This window comes from Streptomyces sp. CCM_MD2014 (genome assembly GCF_000772045.1).
Classification (GTDB): domain Bacteria; phylum Actinomycetota; class Actinomycetes; order Streptomycetales; family Streptomycetaceae; genus Streptomyces; species Streptomyces salinarius.
In genome coordinates, this window is record NZ_CP009754.1 from 6,316,543 (window position 1) to 6,331,701 (window position 15,159).

A 15,159-nucleotide genomic window follows, 5' to 3' on the forward strand; every position below is an offset into this window, starting at 1 on the left:
CCGCTCGCACAAGCAAGAGGAGCACCCGGCGACGCGTGCTCCTCTTGTTGTTCGGCGGCGGCGCCGCCCTGCGAGGGTCGCGCCGCGAAGCGGCTCCTTCTTCACTCTCTGAGCCGCACCACAACAGACACCACCCCCTCTTTGTCCGAAGTAGAGAGACGCTGCGTCACCTGCGTCACCCGCACCCCGAAAACGGCCGGTGACCTGCCGAAAGACGGGTGACGCAGACGGCCGACGCTGCGTCATCCTGCGTCACCTGCGTCACCCGATGACGGACACCTACGTCACCGGTGACACACCCCCACCGTTCTGCGTCACCCCGAAACCGCAGGTCAGAGCGGTGAATGACGCAGATGACGCAGGTGACGCAGAAATCCGCACCTCGGACAGACTCGGACAGGCCCTCTCCGCTTGGAGTCCCTATGGCAAAACCGACAGACCCCGACCCCCGCGCCACTCTCCGAGGCGGACTGCCCGACCGGTACCTCACCCCCGACGACATCGCCGAGATCTTCGGCGTCCCCGTCGAAACCGTCTACCAGTGGCGCAAGAAGCGGACCGGCCCGCCCGGCTTCCGCATCGGCAAGCACCTGCGCTATGACCCCGCCGACGTCCACGCGTACGTCACCCAGCGCAAGAGCGCCGACCAGAACGCCGCCTAGCCGAACACCACGAGAACCAGCAGGGAGAGCCGCTGCCCAGCGGCTCTCCCTGCTATATGTCGAGAGAGGATCGCCGCCGCATGGCAGGCCACATCCAAGACCGCTGGTACAAGACGGAAACCGACTCCACCGGAAAGCCCCGCCGCGTACGGACTGAGCGCTACGGCGCCGGCCTGCGCTACCGAGCTCGCTACATCGGCCCGGACGGCACCGAGAAGAGCAAGTCGTTCCCCGACGGACAGAAGCGACTGGCAGACCAGTGGCTTGCCCACATCGAGGCAGACATGTCCCGGGGGCAGTACGTGGACCCTGCTGCCAGCCGAGTGACGTTCCGGCAGTACGCCGAGAAGTGGCTGAGCACGCAGACCACCGACATGACCACCCGGGAGTCGGTGGAGTCCGCGATCCGCGGCCACGCGATTCCCTACCTGGGGCCGCGACCGCTCGGCTCGTTCAAGCCGGAACACATCCGGGATTGGCTCAGCGAATTGGAACGGGCCGTCCCGGCGTCGTCGTATCGGCGAGTGATCTACAACAACGTATCGACGGTCCTCAACGCGGCCGTCGACGATGGCCACCTGTCGAAGAACCCCTGCCACGCGCAATCGGTGCGCCCGCCTGCTGCGGCAAGCGGTCGCGTTGTGCCGTGGAGCGCAGAGCGCGTCTTCGCCGTGCGGGCGGCACTGCCGGAACGCTACCGCGCGACAGTCGACCTCGGAGGCGGATGCGGGCTCCGACAAGGGGAGATCTTCGGGTTACCAGTCGATGAGGTCGGCTTCGACTCCGGATGGCTGCACATCGTGAATCAGGTGAAGGTGACGAAAGAGGGTCTTGTGTTCGCCCCGCCGAAGCGGAACAAGATCCGCGATGTTCCCTTGCCGGATCGCGTGGCCCACATCCTCAAACAGCATATGGAGGCGTTTCCCCCGGTAGAGATCACCCTACCCTGGCTTCGGGTGGATGGTCCGTCAGTCACGAAGCGGCTGCTGTTCACCCGTCTCGACGGCGCGGGTGCGGTTCGGCGTACCGACTTCAACGACCGGGTATGGAAGCCTGCTCTCGTCGCCGCTGGGGTGATCCCGCAGCCAAGGCCCGGCGAGCGCCACCAGGCCGCCCGCGAACACGGCATGCACGCGCTCAGGCACTTCTACGCCTCGGTCCTGCTGGACGCCGGCGAGAACATCAAGGCACTGAGTCACTACCTCGGACACAACGATCCGGGGTTCACGCTCCGGGTCTATACGCACCTCATGCCGAGCAGCGACGCACGGGCCCGGAAGGCGGTGGACGGCCTGTACGAGGGCGCCGATCCGGCGCCGGACGGCCCAGAGACGGCCCAGGGCCGGTGAGACGCGATGGGGCCGACGATCCGCGACCGTCGGCCCCATCCGTCGAATCGGTGGGAAACCTACCCTGACCTGCGCTTAGAGCACCGGCAGGTTCTTCCGCAGCTCGAACGCGGTGACCTCCGAGCGGTACTCCTCCCACTCCTGCTTCTTGTTGCGGAGGAAGAAGTCGAAGACGTGCTCGCCCAGGGTCTCGGCGACCAGGTCGCTGCGTTCCATCAGGGCGAGGGCCTCGCCCAGGTTCTGGGGGAGGGGTTCGATGCCCAGGGCGCGGCGCTCCGCGTCCGAGAGGGCCCAGACGTCGTCCTCGGCGCCCGGCGGGAGTTCGTAGCCCTCCTCGATGCCCTTGAGGCCGGCGGCGAGCAGGACGGCGTAGGTGAGATACGGGTTGGCGCCGGAGTCGATGGAGCGGACCTCGACGCGGGCCGAGCCGGTCTTGCCGGGCTTGTACATCGGGACGCGGACCAGGGCCGAGCGGTTGTTGTGGCCCCAGCAGATGTACGACGGGGCCTCGCCGCCCGCGCCCGCCGTGCGCTCGGTGCCGCCCCAGATGCGCTTGTAGGAGTTCACCCACTGGTTGGTGACCGCCGACGTCTCCGCCGCGTGCCGCAGCAGGCCCGCGATGAAGGAGCGGCCCACCTTGGAGAGCTGGTACTCGGCGCCGGACTCGTAGAACGCGTTGCGGTCGCCCTCGAAGAGGGAGAGGTGCGAGTGCATGCCCGAGCCGGGGTACTCCGAGAACGGCTTCGGCATGAAGGTGGCCTGGAGGCCCTGTTCGAGGGCCACCTGCTTCATGACCAGGCGGAACGTCATGATGTTGTCGGCCGTGGAGAGCGCGTCGGCGTAGCGCAGGTCGATCTCCTGCTGGCCGGGGGCGCCCTCGTGGTGGGAGAACTCCACCGAGATGCCCATCGACTCCAGCATCGTGATGGCCTGGCGGCGGAAGTCCATGCCGATGTTCTGCGGGGTGTGGTCGAAGTAGCCGGAGTTGTCGGCGGGGGTCGGCACCGAGCCGTCGACCGGCTTGTCCTTCAGCAGGAAGAACTCGATCTCCGGGTGGGTGTAGAAGGTGAAGCCCAGGTCGGAGGTGCGGGCCAGGGCGCGCTTGAGGACGTAGCGCGGGTCCGCGAAGGACGGCGAGCCGTCCGGCATGAGGATGTCGCAGAACATACGCGCCGTGCCGGGGGCCTCCGCGCGCCAGGGCAGGACCTGGAAGGTGGAAGGGTCCGGCTTGGCGATCATGTCGGACTCGTAGACCCGGGCGAAACCCTCGATCGCGGAGCCGTCGAAGCCGATGCCCTCGTCGAAGGCCTGCTCCAGCTCGGCCGGGGCCACGGCGACGGACTTGAGGAAGCCCAGCACGTCCGTGAACCACAGGCGTACGAACCGGATGTCGCGCTCCTCCAGCGTCCGGATCACGAACTCCTGCTGCTTGTCCATCTTCCGCTTCCCCATCCTTGCTGGTCAGGCCGCCTGTCTCCGGTGCGGCGGGAGGTGGCCCTGCACCTGAGCATCACACCACAGCGCCGTTACGTACGCGTTGCCGACCTCGCTGGGCCGGCCCACCCCGTGACCGCAGCGTAGAGGCCACCTGTTCGATCGGGCCATTCCTGCGATCCGGCCGGGACAGATCCTGTGCCCGCCCTACGAAGGACCGGCCTCGCGCCATTACGATCAGCGGACCTCACGCTCCTCCGTCCAGAGTTTTCTTCCCAGAAGGGCAACACCCCATGGGTTCCGCCAAGAAGAGCAGCAACACGGCGCGACAGGCCCGCATAGCCGAGATGCGGCGTGCCGAGGAGGCCCGCAACCGCCGCAACCGGATCCTCACGATCACGCTGAGCACCGTGGTCGTCGCCGGTCTGGTCGTCGGCGGCGTCTTCGTGGTCCGGTCGCAGACCGGCGACTCGGACGGCATGGAGTCGAAGGGCGACGGGACGAAGACCTCCGGCAAGTTCGTCACCGGCGCCGACGGGCTGCGCACCTGGGAGGGCGACCTCGGCCGCAACCACGTCACCGAGAAGGTGACCTACCCCGTGGAACCCCCCGTCGGCGGTGACCACAACCAGGTCTGGATGAACTGCAACGGCGACGTCTACACCAAGCCGCTGAACAACGAGAACGCCGTGCACTCGCTGGAGCACGGCGCCGTCTGGGTCACGTACACCGACGAGGCTCCCAAGGCCGACGTGGAGAAGCTGGCCGACAAGGTCAAGAAGACGCCGTACTCGCTGATGAGCCCGGACGACAAGCAGAAGGACCCGATCGTGCTGTCCGCCTGGGGCCACCAGCGCACGGTGACCGGTGCCGACGACCCGAACGTGGACAAGTTCTTCGAGAAGTTCGTCCAGGGCGAGCAGACCCCCGAGCCGGGGGCCGCGTGCACCAACGGGCTGTCCCAGTGACCCCGAAACGGACCGGCTGGATCGCCGGGGCCGCGGCGGCGGTGCTCGTCGCGGCCGGCGGCATCACCTACGCGGTCGCCGGGGACGACGGCGGTACCCGGGTCCCGTCCGCCGACTCCGCGGACGCCGGGTTCGCGCGGGACATGTCGGTCCACCACCAGCAGGCCGTGGAGATGTCGTACATCGTGCGCGACCGCACCGACGACGAGGAGGTGCGGCGGCTCGCGTACGACATCGCGCAGACCCAGGCCAACCAGCGCGGCATGATGATCGGCTGGCTCGACCTGTGGGCGCTGCCCAAGGTGTCGTCCGACCCGCCGATGACCTGGATGGGGATGGGCGACGCGCCCTCCGCCGGCGAGGGCTCGCTGATGCCGGGGATGGCCACCGACGCCGAGATGAAGAAGCTCGGCACGCTGAACGGCGAGCAGGCCGAGATCTTCTACCTCCAGCTGATGACCGAGCACCACAAGGGCGGCGTCCACATGGCGAAGGGGTGCGTCGAGCGGTGCACGGTCGGCGTGGAGAAGCGGCTGGCCCGGGGCATGGTGGAGTCCCAGGAGTCGGAGATCCGGCTGATGGCCGACCTGCTGGCCGAGCGGGGCGCGAAGCCGCGGAGGTGAGGCCGCGGAGAGCCGCGCGCCCCCCGGGTCAGCCCTCGCGCTTGAGGTCGGCCAGCACCTTGTGCAGCGGTTCCGCCACGCGGCGCCGGTACTCCTGGATCGCCCAGCCGTTGCCGTCCGGGTCCTTGAAGTACATGAAGGTCGCACCGTCGTCCGGGGCGTACTGCACCGGCTCCGACACGTCCAGGCCCCGCGCGGTCAGCTCCGCGTGGGCCGCCTTGATGTCGGCGACGCAGAGCTGGAGGCCCTGGTACGAGCCCGGTTCCGGCCGGGTCTGCCCCTGCGCCATGTCCCAGATGGCGTCGCCGAGGGCGACCGAGCAGCCGGAGCCCGGGGGCGTCAGCTGGACGATGCGCATGCCGGGCATGACCTCCTGGTCGATGTCGACGTGGAAGCCGACCTTGTCCCGGTAGAAGTCCCGGGCGCGGTCGATGTCGCTCACGGGCAGCGGGATGACTTCGAGCGTGAAGTCCATGGCATGACTCCTCGGGTTTCGTCGGTCGCGGTGTCAGTAGTGGTAGCGCGCCTGGACGATGATCAGGACGTCGTCGGCGGGTTTGTACACAAGACGGTGCGTGTCGTCGATGCGCCGTGACCAGTAGCCCGACAGGTCGCCCTTGAGCGGCTCCGGCTTGCCGATGCCCTTGAACGGGTCACGGGTGATGTCGCTGATCAGTCTGTTGATCCGCTTGGTCACCTTCCGGTCGCTCTCGGCCCAGTGGACGTAGTCCTCCCAGCCGTGGGACGTGAAAGTGATCCTCACGCCCGCTCCGCGTCCGGGTCGATCAACTCGCGCTCCCGGGCCTCGCCCGCCTCGGCCTCCGCGATGGAGTCGAGCAGGCGCCGGGCGTTCCGCGGCGAGCGCAGGAGATGCACCGTTTCCGTCCACGCCGTGAAGTCCTCCTCGGACATGAGCACGGCGTTCCCCTTGCGGGAGGTGATGTGCACCGGCGCATGGTCCTCGTTGACCTGCTCTATCAGCGGGAACAGGTTCTGACGGGCTTCGCTGGCGGTGATGGACATACCAGTGTCTCCCTTCCTCGACTTGTACAAGATATCGTACGAGTGCGGAGCGGGCCACTGGAAGGGGCGAAAGCGTACGCCCCGGCGCCCGCGCGGCGTTCCCCGGTTACGCTCAGCCCGTACGACCTTGATCCCGCGGAGCCCTTGGCCCGCACGGTGCGACAGGAGGCCGAGATGACGGCGCCGGGGCGCAGGAGCAGTACCTTCACGCGGCTGCTGCGGCACGGCTTCACCGACCCCTCCGCCGCCGAACGGCTCCTCGAGGGCGCCGAGCTGGCCGAACTGCGCGCCGACCCGGTCCTCCTCGAGGCGCTGGGCGCCACCGCCGACCCGGACCTCGCCCTGCACGGGCTGGTACGGCTCCTGGAGGCGCAGCCCGGCCCCACCGCCCGCCGGGAGCTGCTGGACACCCTGATAGCCGCCAAGCCGCTGCGCGACCGGCTCCTCGGTGTGCTCGGCGCCAGCGAGGCGCTCGGCGACCACCTCGCCCGGCATGCCGGGGACTGGCAGGCCCTGGTGACGTACGAGCCGCGGGACCTGCACCGCGGGGTCGAGGAGTTCGAGCGGGGGCTCGCCGAGGCCACCGACCCGGTCTCCCTGCGCGTCGCCTACCGGCGCTGCCTGCTGTCCATCGCCGCCCGCGACGTGTGCGGCACCATCGACGTCGCCGAGACCGCCGCCGAGCTGGCCGACCTCGCCACCGCCACCCTGCGCGCCGCCCTGGCCCTCGCCGAGGCCGCCGCGCCCGAGGACGCGGCGCGCTGCCGGCTCGCGGTGATCGCGATGGGCAAGTGCGGCGGACACGAGCTGAACTACGTCTCCGACGTCGACGTGATCTTCGTGGGCGAGGCGGCGGAGACCCCGGCCGGTGGCGCGGACGTCGACGAGACCAAGGCGCTGCGGGCCGCCACCTCGCTCGCCTCGCACATGATGCGGATCTGCTCCGAGACCACCGTCGAGGGTTCCATCTGGCCCGTCGACGCCAACCTCCGCCCCGAGGGCCGCAACGGCCCGCTGGTGCGCACCCTCAGCAGCCACGTCGCCTACTACCAGCGCTGGGCCAAGACCTGGGAGTTCCAGGCGCTGCTCAAGGCCCGCCCGGTGGCCGGCGACCCCGGCCTCGGCGCCGAGTACGTCGCCGCCCTCCAGCCCCTGGTGTGGCAGGCCGCCGACCGCGAGAACTTCGTCCCCGACGTGCAGAAGATGCGCCGCCGGGTGGTGGAGACCATCCCCGTCGCCGAGGTCGACCGGCAGTTGAAGCTGGGCCCCGGCGGCCTCAGGGACGTCGAGTTCGCCGTGCAGCTCCTCCAGCTCGTGCACGGGCGGGCGGACACCTCCCTGCACAGCGGCACGACGCTGGACGCGCTGGAGGCCCTGGCCGCGGGCGGCTACGTCGGCCGCACCGACGCCGCACAGCTCGAGGAGGCGTACCGCTTCCTGCGCTCCATGGAGCACCGCATCCAGCTGCACCGGCTGCGCCGCACCCACCTGGTGCCCGAGGACGAGGCCGACCTGCGCCGCCTCGGCCGCTCGCTCGGCCTGCGCACCGACCCCGTCGCCGGGCTGCTGCGCGCGTGGAAGCGACACGCCTCCGTCGTACGCCGGCTGCACGAGAAGCTCTTCTACCGTCCGTTGCTCGACGCCGTCGCCCAGCTCGCGCCCGGCGAGGCCCGGCTCAGCCCCGAGGCCGCCCGGGAGCGCCTGGTCGCGCTCGGGTACGCCGACCCGGCCGCCGCGCTCAGGCACCTGGAGGCGCTGGCGTCCGGCGTCACCCGCAAGGCCGCCATCCAGCGCACCCTGCTGCCCGTGCTGCTCGGCTGGTTCGCCGACTCCGCCGACCCGGACACCGGACTGCTCAACTTCCGCAAGGTCTCCGACGCGCTCGGCACCACCCCCTGGTACCTCAGGCTGCTGCGGGACGAGGGCGCCGCCGCCGAGAACCTCGCCCGGGTGCTCTCCGCCGGGCGGCTCGCCCCCGACCTGCTGATGCGGGCCCCGGAGGCCGTCGCGCTGCTCGGCGACGGCGTCGCCGGGGGACTGCGGCCGCGCGGCCGGGCCCAGCTGGAGCAGGAGACCCTGGCCGCGGTCCGCCGCGCCGACGACGCCGTACAGGCCGTCACCGCGGTGCGCGGCGTACGGCGCCGGGAGCTGTTCCGCACCGCCGCCGCCGACATCGTCGGCTCCTACGGCACCGAGGCCCAGCCGGTCGAGGCCGACCAGGGCGCCCTGGTGGACCTGGTCGGCGGCGCGGTGTCCGACCTGACGGCGGCGACGTTGGCGGGGACGCTGCGGGCGGTCGTGCGGGAGAAGTGGGGCGACGTCCTGCCGACCCGGTTCGCGATCATCGGCATGGGCCGCTTCGGCGGACACGAGCTGGGCTACGGCTCGGACGCGGACGTGCTCTTCGTGCACGAGCCCCGGGACGGGGTGGACGAGCGGGAGGCCGGGGACGCCGCCAACAAGGTCGTCGCCGAGATGCGCCGCCTGCTCCAGGTGCCGAGCGCCGACCCGCCCCTGCTGATCGACGCCGACCTGCGGCCCGAGGGCAGGTCGGGGCCGCTGGTGCGGACCCTCAAGTCGTACGAGGCCTACTACCGGCGCTGGTCCCTCGGGTGGGAGTCGCACGCGCTGCTGCGGGCCGAGTTCGTCGCCGGCGACGAGGAGCTGGGGCGGCGCTTCGTCGAGCTGATCGACCCCCTGCGCTATCCGGCGGGCGGGCTCACCGAGGACGCCGTACGGGAGATCCGGCGGCTCAAGGCCCGTATGGAGTCCGAGCGGCTGCCGCGCGGGGCCGACCCCAAGCTGCACGCCAAACTCGGCCCCGGCGGTCTCTCCGACGTGGAGTGGACCGTGCAGCTGCTCCAGCTGCGGCACGGGCACGAGGTCGCCGGGCTGCGGACCACCAGGACCCGCACGGCGCTGGCCGCCGCGCGCGACGCGGGGTTCGTGTCGGCGGAGCACGCCGAGACCCTCGACGAGGCGTGGGTGCTGGCCACGCGGGTGCGCAACGCGGTGATGCTGGTCCGGGGGCGGGCCGGCGACACCTTCCCGACCGACCCGCGCGAGCTGGCGGCCGTGGGCCGCTATCTGGGCCACGGACCGGGCCACGCGGGGGACATGCTCGACGAGTACCGCCGCACGGCCCGCCGGGCACGGACGGTGGTGGAGGAGCTGTTCTACGCGTGACGGCTGCCGCTTCGCCCGCGCGCCCGCGTCACCGCTGCTGGGGCTGAGGCTGGGGCTTCGGGTCGCGCGGTCCGGCGCTGGCCGGGTGCCTCCTCCAGTGCCTGAACGGCCCCGGCGCCCACCCGCGTCGCCCCGGCGGCACGACTGCCCGCAGCTGGGAGGGCAGTGCGTACGGCGACTTCCCGTACCAGACGCAGGCCACCCCGTATCCGAACGCCAGGCATGCCACGCCCCCCACCGCGTCCAGCCAGAAATGGTTCGCCGTCGCCACGATCACCACCAGCGTCAGCGCCGGGTACACCAGCCCCAGCACCCGCACCCACGGCACCGACGCCAGCGCGAAGATCGTCAGGCCGCACCACACCGACCACCCGATGTGCATCGACGGCATCGCGGCGTACTGGTTGGACATGTTCTTCAGGTCCCCGGACGCCATCGACCCCCACGTCTCGTGCACCATCACCGTGTCGATGAACTGCCCGCCGTTCATCAGCCGGGGCGGGGCGAGCGGATACAGGTAGTAGCCGACCAGGGCGACGCCCGTCGTCGCGAAGAGCACCAGACGGGTCGCCGCGTAGCGGCCCGGGTGACTGCGGTAGAGCCACACCAGGACACCCAGGGTCACCACGAAGTGCAGCGTGGCGTAGTAGTAGTTCATGCCGACGACGAGCCAAGTCACCGAGTTCACGGCGTGGTTGACGGTCTCCTCGACGGCGATGCCGAGCTGTTGCTCGACGCGCCAGATCCAGTCGGCGTTGCGCAGCGCCGCCGTCCGCTGTTCCGGCACCGCGTTGCGGACCAGGGAGTACGTCCAGTAACTGAGCGCGATCAGCAGGATCTCGAACCAGAGGCGGGGCCGGCGCGGGGCGCGGAGCCGGCGCAGGAGGCCCCTCCCCGTCGTCTCGGTGACGGGGTGCGGAACGCCGTCCTCAAGGCGTTCCCCAGTCCTCACGATCACGTCACCCATAGGCATGAAGTCTGCCAGAAAAGCCTTCCCCCACCGATCATCCCCCAGGCCGGTCCGGCCCGCATCCGGCACCCCCGGGCCGGTGGCCGGGGATCAGGGCCGGCCGCGCTCGCCCGGCGCCGACGCCGTCGAGCCGCGTACCACCAGCTCCGGCATGAACACGAACTCGCTGTGCGGCGCGGGCGTCCCGCCGATCTCCTCCAGCAGGGTGCGCACCGCCGCCTGCCCCATCGCGGGGACCGGTTTGCGGACCGTCGTCAGCGGCGGGTCGGTGAAGGCGATCAGCGGCGAGTCGTCGAAGCCGACGACCGAGACGTCCTTGGGCACGTCCAGGCCCAGCTGGCGGGCCGCCCGTATCGCACCCAGCGCCATCATGTCGCTGGCGCACACCACCGCCGTGCACTCCCGCCCGATGAGCGCGGAGGCCGCCGCCTGGCCGCCCTCCAGGGTGTACAGCGAGTGCTGGACCAGCTCCTTCTCCACCGTCTCCGCGTCCAGGCCCAACTGCTCCTGGACGGTGCGCACGAACCCCTCGATCTTGCGCTGCACCGGCACGAACCGCTTCGGCCCGAGGGCCAGTCCGATCCGGGTGTGGCCGAGCGAGACGAGATGCGTGACCGCGAGGCTCATCGCGGCCCGGTCGTCGGGGGAGATGAACGGCGCCTGCACCTGCGACGAGAAGCCGTCGACGAGGACGAACGGCACGCCCTGGGCGCGCAGCCGCTCGTAGCGCTGCATGTCGGCCGTGGTGTCGGCGTGGAGTCCGGAGACGTAGATGATGCCGGCGACCCCGCGGTCGACCAGCATCTCGGTCAGCTCGTCCTCCGTGGAACCGCCCGGCGTCTGGGTGGCGAGGACCGGGGTGTAGCCCTGGCGGGTCAGCGCCTGGCCGATGACCTGGGCCAGCGCCGGGAATATCGGGTTCTCCAACTCCGGGGTGATCAGGCCGACCAGGCCCTCGCTGCGCTGCCGCAGCCGCACGGGCCGCTCGTACCCCAGCACGTCGAGGGCGGCGAGCACGGACTGGCGGGTGGTGGCGGCGACGCCGGGCTTCCCGTTGAGGACGCGGCTGACGGTCGCTTCGCTCACTCCCGCCTGGGCGGCGATGTCGGCAAGCCGTGTGGTCACAGGGGTGGACTGTACCTGTCGGCCGCCTCCTTGCACACCGATCGGGCGCCGTGGACGGCCTGTTGGGCGGCCCGTCGGACGGCCCGGCGCGGGCTGCTGCGTCATCGCGCTCCCTCGTGAAAGTGGTGGCAAGAGCTTGCAGAGTCTTGCACAACCGGCCCGATACCGCTCGGGCCCCGTAAACAAGCGTCTCATGACGGTCGCCGAGAGGTCACGCCCGGATAACTTCGGAGATCTCTTGCACATTTTTGCTGCAAGACCTTTCGCCGGGCTTTCAACGCTGTTACGTTCACGTCGCCCGACGGCGGCAAGGACGCGGTCGGTGTCGGCAGGAGCGGCGGACGGGCCCGCACCCTGCACCACACGGGCTTTCACCCTCAAGGAGAACTCATGCGGCGTGGCATAGCGGCCACCGCTCTGGTGGCGTCCCTCGCCCTCGCGGCGACGGCGTGCGGCGGGGACGGCGACAGCGACAGCGAGTCCGGCGGACCGGTCACCATCACTTACTGGGACACGTCCAACGCGACCAACGAGGCGCCGACCTACAAGGCCCTGGTCAAGGAGTTCGAGGCCGCCAACAAGGGCATCAAGGTCAACTTCGTCAACGTCCCCTTCGACCAGGCGCAGAACAAGTTCGACACCGCCGCCGGCTCCAAGGGTGCCCCCGACGTGCTGCGCTCCGAGGTCGGCTGGACGCCCGCCTTCGCCAAGAAGGGCTTCTTCCTGCCGCTGGACGGCACCGAGGCCCTCGCCGAGCAGGACAAGTTCCAGCCCAACCTGATCGAGCAGGCCAAGTACGAGGGCAAGACCTACGGCGTCCCGCTCGTCACCGACACCCTCGCCTTCGTCTACAACAAGGAACTGTTCCAGAAGGCCGGCGTCGAGGTCCCCAAGACCTGGGACGACCTGAAGAAGGCCGCCGCCACCATCAAGGACAAGACCGGCGTCGACGGCTACTGGGCCTCCACGGCCGGTTACTACGCGCAGCCGTTCCTCTACGGCGAGGGCACCGACACGGTCGACGCCGACGCCAAGAAGGTCACGGTCAACTCGCCCGAGGCCAAGAAGGCCTACGGCACCTGGCTGAGCCTCTTCGACGGCAAGGGCCTGCACAAGGCCGACACCACCGCGGACGCCTACGCCCACATCCAGGAGGCGTTCGTCAGCGGCAAGGTCGCCTCGATCATCCAGGGCCCGTGGGAGATCACCAACTTCTACAAGGGCTCCGCCTTCAAGGACAAGAACAACCTCGGCATCGCCACCGTCCCGGCCGGCTCCACCGGCAAGGCGGGCGCCCCGACCGGCGGCCACAACCTCTCGGTCTACGCGGGCTCGGACAAGGCCCACCAGGAGGCGGCGCTGAAGCTCGTGAAGTTCATGACCTCGGCGAAGTCCCAGGAGACCGTCGCCCTGAAGAACTCCACGCTGCCGACCCGCGACGACGCCTACACCGCCAAGGTCAAGGCCGACCCGGGCATCGCCGGCTTCCAGACGGTCCTGCCCGCCGCCCAGCCGCGCCCGGCGCTGCCCGAGTACAGCTCCCTGTGGACGCCGCTCGACGACGAGCTGCCCCAGATCGCGGGTGGCAAGAAGTCCCTGGACGAGGGTCTGGGCGACGCCGAGACCGCGATCGCCAAGCTGGTGCCGGACTTCAGCAAGTGAGTCCGCGTGGCCGCCGGGCCCCCACCGTCACGGAGGGGCCCGGCGGCCACCGGCCTGCGCCGCACCCCTGATCCTCCGATCCTCCCGATGATCGCTCCCGAAGGTGTCGAACCATGACAGTCACCATCGACCGCGCGACCGGCAAGCGCCGCGGTGACCGCGCCCCGCGGCCCGGCCTCGGCCGGCGTCTGAAAGACGGCTACCAGAAGCACTGGTACGCCTACGCCATGATCGCGCCGGTGGCCGTCGTGATCGGCGTCCTCGTGCTGTATCCGCTGGGGTACGGCCTCTACCTCACCCTCACCGACGCGAACAGCCTCAACAGCGCGCGCACCATCGGCGTCAACGAGATCGAGGCCACCTACAAGTTCGTCGGCCTGGACAACTACGCCGACATCCTGTGGGGCCCGACGGCCTACGACCGCTTCTGGTCCCACTTCATCTGGACCATCGTGTGGACGGCCGTCTGCGTCGGCCTGCACTTCTTCATCGGCCTCGGGCTCGCCCTGCTGCTCAACCAGAAGCTGCGCGGCCGCACCCTCTACCGGCTGATCCTGGTCCTGCCCTGGGCCGTGCCCACCTTCGTCACCGTCTTCGGCTGGCGCTTCATGCTCGCCGACGCCGGCATCGTCAACTCCGCCCTGGACTGGCTGCACCTGCCGACCCCCGCGTGGCTGGAGGACACCTTCTGGCAGCGGTTCTCCGCGATCATGGTCAACACCTGGTGCGGTGTGCCGTTCATGATGGTCTCGCTCCTCGGCGGCCTGCAGTCCATCGACAGCAGCCTCTACGAGGCCTCGGAGATGGACGGCGCCAACGCCTGGCAGCGCTTCCGCTACGTCACCCTGCCCGGCCTCAGGTCCGTCAGCTCCACCGTCGTGCTGCTCGGCATCATCTGGACCTTCAACCAGTTCGCCGTGATCTTCCTGCTGTTCGGCAACACCGCCCCCGACGCGCAGATCCTCGTCACCTGGGCGTACCAGCTCGGCTTCGGCCAGCAGCCGCGCGACTTCGCGCAGTCCGCGGCCTACGGCATCCTGCTGCTGGCCATCCTGATCGTCTTCACCTCCTTCTACCGCCGCTGGCTGAACCGCAATGAGCAGCAGCTCGCGAACTGAGGCAGGAGCCGCCATGAGTACAAGCACCGCACCCGCCAAGGCGCCCGCCGAGCAGGTCACCGCGTCCACCGTGCCGCCGCGCAAGGTGCGCCGCCGCGGCGAACGCAGCCGCGCCGCGTCCCTCGCCTCCCACGGCGTGCTGACCCTCGCGAGCCTCATCGCGCTCTTCCCGGTCGCCTGGCTGGTCTACCTCTCCCTCGGCCCGGACAAGAACGACTACCTGCACCCCGGGCGCATCTGGTCGAAGATGACCTTCGACAACTACGCGTTCGTCCTCCAGGACACCAACTTCTTCCACTGGCTGAAGAGCTCGCTGCTCGTCTCGCTGGGCACCACCGTCATCGGTGTGCTGGTCGCCGCGACGACCGGCTACGCGGTCTCGCGCATGCGCTTCCCCGGCTACAAGAAGCTGATGTGGGTCCTGCTGGTCACCCAGATGTTCCCCATCGCGGTCCTGATCGTGCCGATGTACCAGCTCCTGTCCGAGCTCCAGCTCATCGACAGTTACCTCGGCCTGATCCTCGTCTACTGCTCCACGGCGGTGCCGTACTGCGCCTGGCTGCTCAAGGGCTACTTCGACACCATCCCGTTCGAGATCGACGAGGCCGGACGCGTGGACGGGCTGACCCCGTTCGGCACCTTCTTCCGGCTGATCCTGCCGCTGGCCCGGCCGGGCCTCGCGGTCGCCGGCTTCTACAGCTTCATCACGGCCTTCGGCGAGGTCGCCTTCGCCTCGACGTTCATGCTCAGCGACACGAAGTACACCTTCGCCGTCGGCCTGCAGAGCTTCATCAGTGAGCACGACGCGCAGCGCAACCTGATGGCGGCCACCGCCGTGCTCGTCGCGATACCCGTCTCCGCGTTCTTCTACCTCGTGCAGAAGAACCTGGTGACCGGCCTCACCGCGGGCGGCACGAAGGGCTGATCGCCGCCCGGCCCGGAAACGTCCGGCCGCGGTGCCCATCCGACCCCGCTGCACCGCGGCCGGCCGCCTCTTCCGCCACCGACGCCTCCACTCCGTTCCGCTCCGTTCCGCTAC

Annotated in this window: 14 protein-coding genes; 8 read left to right on the forward strand and 6 right to left on the reverse strand. The window is 70.0% G+C overall.

All coding sequences use genetic code 11. The features are described from left to right. The first annotated feature begins 422 nt into the window (after window positions 1-422). Both NI25_RS28060 and NI25_RS28065 read left to right on the forward strand, forming a co-directional pair. Complete coding sequence (locus NI25_RS28060) at window positions 423-662, forward strand: helix-turn-helix domain-containing protein (RefSeq protein WP_061445111.1); 240 nt, start codon at window positions 423-425, stop codon at window positions 660-662. 80 nt (window positions 663-742) lie between these two features. Further along, entirely contained in the window at window positions 743-2,011 is a 1,269-nt protein-coding gene (locus tag NI25_RS28065; RefSeq protein ID WP_061445112.1) for a tyrosine-type recombinase/integrase, read from the forward strand. A 75-nt stretch (window positions 2,012-2,086) separates the two neighbouring features. On the opposite strand, the gene glnA is transcribed toward NI25_RS28065, so the two are convergent. Beyond that, window positions 2,087-3,448 (reverse strand): type I glutamate--ammonia ligase, encoded by a 1,362-nt coding sequence (gene glnA / locus NI25_RS28070; RefSeq protein ID WP_061445113.1) that lies wholly within the window; start codon window positions 3,446-3,448, stop codon window positions 2,087-2,089. Between the two features lie 290 nt (window positions 3,449-3,738). Between glnA and NI25_RS28075 the strand changes: the two genes are divergently transcribed. Together NI25_RS28075 and NI25_RS28080 are read left to right on the forward strand one after the other, a co-directional pair. Next, window positions 3,739-4,413, forward strand: coding sequence for a DUF3105 domain-containing protein (locus NI25_RS28075; RefSeq protein WP_061445114.1), 675 nt, complete (start codon window positions 3,739-3,741; stop codon window positions 4,411-4,413). Continuing rightward, window positions 4,410-5,036 carry a DUF305 domain-containing protein gene (locus tag NI25_RS28080; protein ID WP_061445115.1) on the forward strand — a complete coding sequence of 209 codons (627 nt, stop codon included), beginning with the start codon at window positions 4,410-4,412 and terminating at the stop codon, window positions 5,034-5,036. Before NI25_RS28075 ends, NI25_RS28080 begins: the two co-directional genes overlap by 4 nt. Before the next feature lie 28 nt (window positions 5,037-5,064). Here the strand turns inward: NI25_RS28080 and NI25_RS28085 are convergent, their stop codons facing one another. From NI25_RS28085 to NI25_RS28095, 3 genes are read right to left on the reverse strand one after another with little or no spacing between them, the layout of a single operon-like run. Beyond that, window positions 5,065-5,511, reverse strand: coding sequence for a VOC family protein (locus NI25_RS28085; protein ID WP_061445116.1), 447 nt, complete (start codon window positions 5,509-5,511; stop codon window positions 5,065-5,067). 33 nt (window positions 5,512-5,544) lie between these two features. Next, on the reverse strand, window positions 5,545-5,799 hold the full coding sequence (locus NI25_RS28090) for a Txe/YoeB family addiction module toxin (protein WP_061445117.1): 255 nt from the start codon (window positions 5,797-5,799) through the stop codon (window positions 5,545-5,547). After that, window positions 5,796-6,059, reverse strand: a complete 264-nt coding sequence (locus NI25_RS28095; protein ID WP_061445118.1) for a type II toxin-antitoxin system Phd/YefM family antitoxin — start codon at window positions 6,057-6,059, stop codon at window positions 5,796-5,798. The genes NI25_RS28090 and NI25_RS28095 overlap by 4 nt, the downstream gene beginning before the upstream one ends. Before the next feature lie 174 nt (window positions 6,060-6,233). Here NI25_RS28095 and NI25_RS28100 point away from each other — a divergent pair, with 174 nt between their 5' ends. After that, window positions 6,234-9,245: a bifunctional [glutamine synthetase] adenylyltransferase/[glutamine synthetase]-adenylyl-L-tyrosine phosphorylase gene (locus NI25_RS28100; RefSeq protein ID WP_061445119.1), complete on the forward strand. Its 3,012-nt coding sequence runs from the start codon at window positions 6,234-6,236 to the stop codon at window positions 9,243-9,245. 28 nt (window positions 9,246-9,273) lie between these two features. Here the strand turns inward: NI25_RS28100 and NI25_RS28105 are convergent, their stop codons facing one another. Then, entirely contained in the window at window positions 9,274-10,212 is a 939-nt protein-coding gene (locus tag NI25_RS28105; protein ID WP_078884758.1) for a phosphatase PAP2 family protein, read from the reverse strand. Between the two features lie 93 nt (window positions 10,213-10,305). Then, a complete protein-coding gene (locus NI25_RS28110; RefSeq protein ID WP_061445120.1) occupies window positions 10,306-11,340 on the reverse strand; it encodes a LacI family DNA-binding transcriptional regulator in 1,035 nt (344 codons plus the stop codon). A gap of 390 nt (window positions 11,341-11,730) precedes the next feature. On the opposite strand from NI25_RS28110, the gene NI25_RS28115 reads away from it, so the two are divergent. The 3 genes from NI25_RS28115 to NI25_RS28125 all read left to right on the forward strand — a co-directional run bounded on the left by NI25_RS28115 (window position 11,731) and on the right by NI25_RS28125 (window position 15,045). After that, a complete protein-coding gene (locus NI25_RS28115) occupies window positions 11,731-13,002 on the forward strand; it encodes an extracellular solute-binding protein (protein ID WP_061445121.1) in 1,272 nt (423 codons plus the stop codon). A gap of 113 nt (window positions 13,003-13,115) precedes the next feature. Then, complete coding sequence (locus NI25_RS28120) at window positions 13,116-14,120, forward strand: carbohydrate ABC transporter permease (protein WP_061445122.1); 1,005 nt, start codon at window positions 13,116-13,118, stop codon at window positions 14,118-14,120. A gap of 13 nt (window positions 14,121-14,133) precedes the next feature. Continuing rightward, window positions 14,134-15,045 carry a sugar ABC transporter permease gene (locus NI25_RS28125; RefSeq protein WP_061445123.1) on the forward strand — a complete coding sequence of 304 codons (912 nt, stop codon included), beginning with the start codon at window positions 14,134-14,136 and terminating at the stop codon, window positions 15,043-15,045. The last annotated feature ends 114 nt before the right edge of the window (window positions 15,046-15,159 follow it).

Bases quoted from the DNA above. Each gene is read 5' to 3' on its own strand.
- NI25_RS28060 (WP_061445111.1), top strand. From the start codon at position 423: ATGGCAAAACCGACAGACCCCGACCCCCGCGCCACTCTCCGAGGCGGA.
- NI25_RS28065 (WP_061445112.1), top strand. From the start codon at position 743: ATGGCAGGCCACATCCAAGACCGCTGGTACAAGACGGAAACCGACTCC.
- glnA (WP_061445113.1), bottom strand. From the start codon at position 3,448: ATGGACAAGCAGCAGGAGTTCGTGATCCGGACGCTGGAGGAGCGCGAC.
- NI25_RS28075 (WP_061445114.1), top strand. From the start codon at position 3,739: ATGGGTTCCGCCAAGAAGAGCAGCAACACGGCGCGACAGGCCCGCATA.
- NI25_RS28085 (WP_061445116.1), bottom strand. From the start codon at position 5,511: ATGGACTTCACGCTCGAAGTCATCCCGCTGCCCGTGAGCGACATCGAC.
- NI25_RS28095 (WP_061445118.1), bottom strand. From the start codon at position 6,059: ATGTCCATCACCGCCAGCGAAGCCCGTCAGAACCTGTTCCCGCTGATA.
- NI25_RS28100 (WP_061445119.1), top strand. From the start codon at position 6,234: ATGACGGCGCCGGGGCGCAGGAGCAGTACCTTCACGCGGCTGCTGCGG.
- NI25_RS28105 (WP_078884758.1), bottom strand. From the start codon at position 10,212: ATGGGTGACGTGATCGTGAGGACTGGGGAACGCCTTGAGGACGGCGTT.
- NI25_RS28115 (WP_061445121.1), top strand. From the start codon at position 11,731: ATGCGGCGTGGCATAGCGGCCACCGCTCTGGTGGCGTCCCTCGCCCTC.
- NI25_RS28120 (WP_061445122.1), top strand. From the start codon at position 13,116: ATGACAGTCACCATCGACCGCGCGACCGGCAAGCGCCGCGGTGACCGC.
- NI25_RS28125 (WP_061445123.1), top strand. From the start codon at position 14,134: ATGAGTACAAGCACCGCACCCGCCAAGGCGCCCGCCGAGCAGGTCACC.